Source organism: Bradyrhizobium sp., assembly GCF_027451485.1.
Lineage (GTDB): Bacteria > Pseudomonadota > Alphaproteobacteria > Rhizobiales > Xanthobacteraceae > Bradyrhizobium.
Map to the genome: position 1 here is coordinate 1 of NZ_DAIDJE010000182.1, position 5,048 is coordinate 5,048.

General features: G+C 60.2%; 5 protein-coding genes. All 5 read right to left on the bottom strand.

Annotation, left to right across the window (positions count from 1 at the left end; all coding sequences use genetic code 11):
• A partial coding sequence (locus tag NEZ08_RS22060) for a restriction endonuclease subunit S (protein WP_298111796.1) occupies nucleotides 1-493 on the bottom strand: 493 nt, incomplete at its 3' end.
• Nucleotides 490-2,115 (bottom strand): N-6 DNA methylase, encoded by a 1,626-nt coding sequence (locus NEZ08_RS22065; protein ID WP_298111799.1) that lies wholly within the window; start codon nucleotides 2,113-2,115, stop codon nucleotides 490-492. The genes NEZ08_RS22060 and NEZ08_RS22065, both read right to left, overlap by 4 nt.
• Before the next feature lie 8 nt (nucleotides 2,116-2,123).
• Complete coding sequence (locus tag NEZ08_RS22070; RefSeq protein WP_367278450.1) at nucleotides 2,124-4,190, bottom strand: DEAD/DEAH box helicase family protein; 2,067 nt, start codon at nucleotides 4,188-4,190, stop codon at nucleotides 2,124-2,126.
• A gap of 77 nt (nucleotides 4,191-4,267) precedes the next feature.
• Nucleotides 4,268-4,552: a type II toxin-antitoxin system prevent-host-death family antitoxin gene (locus tag NEZ08_RS22080; RefSeq protein ID WP_298111802.1), complete on the bottom strand. Its 285-nt coding sequence runs from the start codon at nucleotides 4,550-4,552 to the stop codon at nucleotides 4,268-4,270.
• Between the two features lie 5 nt (nucleotides 4,553-4,557).
• The gene (locus tag NEZ08_RS22085) at nucleotides 4,558-5,037 is read right to left on the bottom strand and encodes a creatininase family protein (RefSeq protein ID WP_298111807.1); all 480 of its coding nucleotides are present in this window, start codon (nucleotides 5,035-5,037) and stop codon (nucleotides 4,558-4,560) included.
• Nucleotides 5,038-5,048 lie beyond the last annotated feature (11 nt).

The window sequence follows — 5,048 nt, forward strand, 5'->3', positions numbered from 1 at the left end:
CCGCCGCCCGGTCCAACAGCCCCACAATTCGCCGCTGCTCGTCGAGCGGTGGGAGGGGAATCGGCAGTCTTTTCAGCGTGGATTTGTTGATTTCTTTGAACGTTGCCCCTGAGGCAAGCTCAATCAGCCGATCCCTCGACCACTCCAGCCAATAGGCGAGAAATTCGGGATAAATGTCGGGACCGCAAACAAAGCTCGCAAACCCCTGATTTGTGGTCACCGGAACCGTGTTGATAGCGGTGAATCCTATGGTTGCTCGTGACGTCAGCAGAACGGACCTTGCAGGGAGCAATTTGGCACTACTCCGCTGAAGTCCAATTTCCGTAATCGTTTCAGTGCCTTGTGATAAATAGCGTCTACGACTTCGGGTGACATCAGTTGGGGTGATCCAAGGAATGTCGCCACCAAAGAACTCCGGCGTATCGCGCGAAGGTGTGCCGCCTCCTACCACGTCGCATACAGTGCCCAGCGGCGTTGTCGGCCAAGCTGTCACGCCACCGGCTCCCCGAGTTCAGCCGCCAGCGCCTCGATATCGCCGAGGATCGCCGCCGTTTCGTCGCGCAACTCCGCCAGCAATTCGCGCGGGTCGCGATGCTCCGCCGCCTCGCGGCTTTCAGGCCGGTAGCGTGAGGCGGAGAGATTAAAATCCTCGCGCTCAATGGTGGCCGCATCGGCGAACCACCAGTTTTTCGCCCAGGGTGTTTCGCGATCGCGGTTCTGCCAGTCCACCAGCCGCTCGTCTCGCGCGCGAAAAGCAGTGATTAGGCCGGGCAGATCGTCGGCCTCAATCGCCTGATCGTGGTTGGCATCCAGCTTAAAGCCATCATTGCTGGCGGCGAGAAACATCACATTTTCGCTCCGCCCACCCTTGGCGAGAATCAGCACCGAGGTTTTGACGCCCGAATAGGGCTGGAACACGCCGCCGGGCAGCGACAGCACGGCTTCAACCCGGTTATTCTGTAGCAAAATACGGCGCAGCTCTTTATGAGCGCCAGTCGAGCCGAACAAAACGCCCTCCGGCACCACCACGCCGCAGCGGCCGCCGGGGCGCAAATTGTCGATCATGTATTTGATGAACAGCAATTCGGTCGCGGTGCTGGTGCCGATGCGCACGTCATCAACGATACGATCGCGGTCTAGTCGCCCGGAAAAGGGCGGGTTAGCGAGGATCACGTCATAGCCATCCAACGGCAAGCCCTTCTCCGCCTTGGCCTGACGGTCGAAGCTGGTGGTCAGTACGTTGCGCTTGAGGATGCGCACATCTGGCAGGCCGCGGAGCGAGAGATTCATTGAGGCGAGGCTGACCATCGTGGGATCGACATCATTGCCGTAGAATGTTGCGGCTTGCAGTTTGCGCCATTGAGCATCGTTCAGACGATCACCATGCCCGCGCTCGAACCTCTTACCTTCCAGTTCGGCGACCTCCCGGCCATTGGTCGAGGAATTAGCGAGGCGGATATGTTCATAAGCCGCCACCAGAAATCCGGCGGTGCCGGCGGCGGGATCATAGACCGTCTCGCCAATCTTGGGGTCCACCAGATCGACGATGGCGCGAATAATGTGGCGTGGGGTCCGAAACTGGCCGAGTTCACCCGCCTGCTTGATCTGGCGCAGCACATGCTCGAACAGATCACCCTTCGTGTCGGGATTGGCCTGTTCGAGCCGCAATTCGTTTACCAAAGTAACCACTTGCGTCAGCACCGTCGGCTCGTCGATGGCAAGGCGGGCCTGGGCCATGAAGCTCATGCCAAAATCATCGCCGATGCTGGCAAAGAACGGGAATACTTCGTCGCGCACGAATGTGACGAGATGTTCGCCAGACATGGCGTTCGCCCATGACGACCAGCGCATACGGTCGCGCGGCACCGTCTCCACGCCTTTCGTCGGCGCGTTCAACGGATTGCGCAGCGTCCAGTCACCCGCGAAGAGGGAGGTGTAAGCGCGGCCCGTGGCCTTGGCCTGGCGCAGGTTGGCGCTGTCGATCCCCTCAATCATGTAGAAGAAGAACAGGAAGCTGAGCTGCTCGGCATTGGACAGCGGATCGGGATAGCCGCCGCCATAGAGATAGTCGCGGATCTGATCGACCTTGCGGCGCATGTCAGGCGTGAAGGGCATAGCTGGCCTTAGTTCAGGGGTTTGATTAAGTTCGTGGCTTCCGAGCCGGGAGCCCAAGCAGAGACTATGCCAAAGACCGCTTCATTCATACGACTAAGCGTTTTCTCCAGTTCGGCCTCACTGCGAAAAACCGCGCGGGCCCGCTCAAAGCCCCCATTCATGGCAAGTGGCGGTCGGTCGAACCGCCAGCTTTCGAACACAGTGAGTTCGGCTGCGTTGGCGATGATTTGTTCCTTCACCAAATAGAGCAATCGAATTTGATCAGCGTTAAAATTATGTCCAGCCAACCAGGTTTCAAACGCTGCGCCCAACGACTCTGACTTTGCTTCCTCCGCATCCATGAAGGCGCGGCCAGTCTCATCAACAGTGACCCATTCGCGGGTCGCGGGATCGATTTCGTCATGCACGTCAAGCGTCAGGAGCCGCCGTGTGGGACCCACAGGCCGCTTGCCCTCGCGCACCAAGATGGTGCCGCCGGCGCCGGGCGTTTCATCATCGCCGTGGCGGAGCGTCACACCGGTAAAATCCCACATGGTGAAGCGGTCCTTGCCCGGCGCCAAACGCGTGCCGCGCCCGCGCATCTGCTGGTAGAGGATCGAGCTGTGGGTGAAGCGCGCCATCACTAGGTTGCGCACCTCCGGGCAGTCGAAGCCGGTGTCCAACATGTTCACGCTAACCAAGATTTGCGGGAATTCCTCTTTTTTGAAGCGCTTGATCTTGGCGGGGCCGTCCACGCTATCGTCCGGCCCCATGCCGGAGACGACGAAATCGGCGTAACGCGTTGTGGGGCTCGGCTTCTTGTCAGCGAACACGTCGTCGAACATGCGCGCCAGCGTTTCGGCGTGGCGCTTGGTAACGGCGAAAACAATGGTCTTGCCCCAATCGGGTGCACGGCGAATGCCGTTCGGGCCGGTGTAGCCGTTCTCCAGAACCTCGCGGAATTCCCGAACCATCGCGCGGTTGCGCTCCGGGATGGTGAACCTCCGCTCCAAGGCCGATGGATCGACGATGATCGGATCACGGTCGGCGAACAGCCGCTCCAACTCCGCGTGGGTCGGCGCATCGAGGGCGGTCCAATCGATGTCGCTGCGCGCAACCGAGAAACCATCCGTTGCCGCCGTGCGCGCGGTCATGGCGCGATAAATCTCGTAGGGCACAAGATGCCCGTCCGCGATCGCTTCGGACATGCTGTAGCTGTAGGTCGGGCGGCTGACCTCGAAGAACCGCAGCGTGTCGCGGATCGCGGCGCGGTCTTCGTCGTCCACGTCCGGCGTGTCCTGCATGACGCAAGGTGTTGCGGTCAGCCCCACCTTGATACCATCGAAATGGTCGAGCGCGCGCCGCCATTGGCCGTAAATGCTGCGATGGCACTCGTCGATGACGATCAGATCGAAATAGCCGGACGAGTATTTTTCATACTCGTTGACCAGCGTTTGCAGGGTGACGATGGTGACGCGCTTTTCGTCCTGGAAGCGGCGTCCAGTTCGCGGGACGCGGTAACAGGGCAGATGGGGCAAATGCTCCGCGAAAGCGTCCTCCGCCTGGATCGCGAGCGTATTTCGGTCGACCACGAACAGCGCACGCGTCGCCCAGTTTGCTTCAAACAGACGCTTCAGCAATGCCGCCGCCGTGCGAGTTTTGCCAGTGCCAGTCGCCATCTCGACGAGCATCTTGCGCCGTCCGTTGACGATCTCCCGGCATACCGCTTCGATGCACGCGCTCTGGTGCAGACGGCCACCGCCACCGGCAATGCGGCTGTCGATCGGAATGTCGAGCGGGTTGCGGCGGATATCGCGCGCAGCTTTCCGGCGCGCGAGATCATCCTGGCTGAAAACGGTCTCGATCTTGCGGAAATGGGCGTCCTGGCCCTTGTCGCAGAACCATATTTCTTCGCCGTTCGACAGGAAGATAAACGGCACATCGAGCAGGTCGGCATAACGACGGCCTTGCGCCTCTCCCGCGCTGAGACTGACGCTTGTGCTCTTGGCCTCCAGCACGGCAAGTGCGCGTCCCTGGCGGTCAAATAGGACGTAGTCGGCCCGGCCACCGTCATCAAGCGGATATTCGTAGCGCACGCTGATCCCATCGGTCAGACGCCACTCGGTGTCTTTCAGAAGCTGGTCAATTTTGATCCGGGCGAAGGCTTCGTTGGTCAATTTCTGGTAGCCTCCGCACCCCGTTTAGTGGCCTCTTCTTTGGTGGCCAAGCCGACGGTCAGCCGCTCATATTCCTCCAATGCGACCACCACCACGACGCCGCGCCCGCGCTTTTCGATCAGCACAGGGCCTGCACGCACCGTTTCGATCATCAGCCCAAAGGCGTTTTTAGCCTCGCGCGCCGACATGGTTTTCATGGTCGATTTGCGTGGCGATCCATCGCGCCATTTAGGGCAGAGTAGCTCTTTTTGACAATCTTGGACCAATAACCCAGCGATCATCGCTTTTATCGCCACCCCTCGGCAATCAGTGCCCGGGTCTCTTCCACAGCAACCTGCCATATTGCCAACATCTCGGCGTCATCGCGCTGATAGCGCCCGCCGAAATTGCCATCCCCCGCCAGACGGCGCATCGCCGCCGGATCAAGCCCATCCATCCGGCGCATGGGCGGCTTCACTGCATCGGGCGCCGCGTGATGCAAACCGGCATCTGCGATCCGCGTCCACGGAAAATTTTCCATCCATGACGCATGGCTCGCCACCGGATCGATCTCGATGACTTTGGCGAAGGTGCGTGGCGCATTCCACCAATTATGGAACTTAACGCTACTGCGCGGATGATCCGCCATCCATTCCAACGCGAGATCGCGCACCGCGCCGTTACCGCCATGCCCGTTGACAATCACGATACGGCGAAACCCCTGCGCGTCGAGCCCGTCCAAAATGTCGCGCACCAGGCACAGCATCGTCGCAACCCGCAGGCTAATTGTCCCCGGAT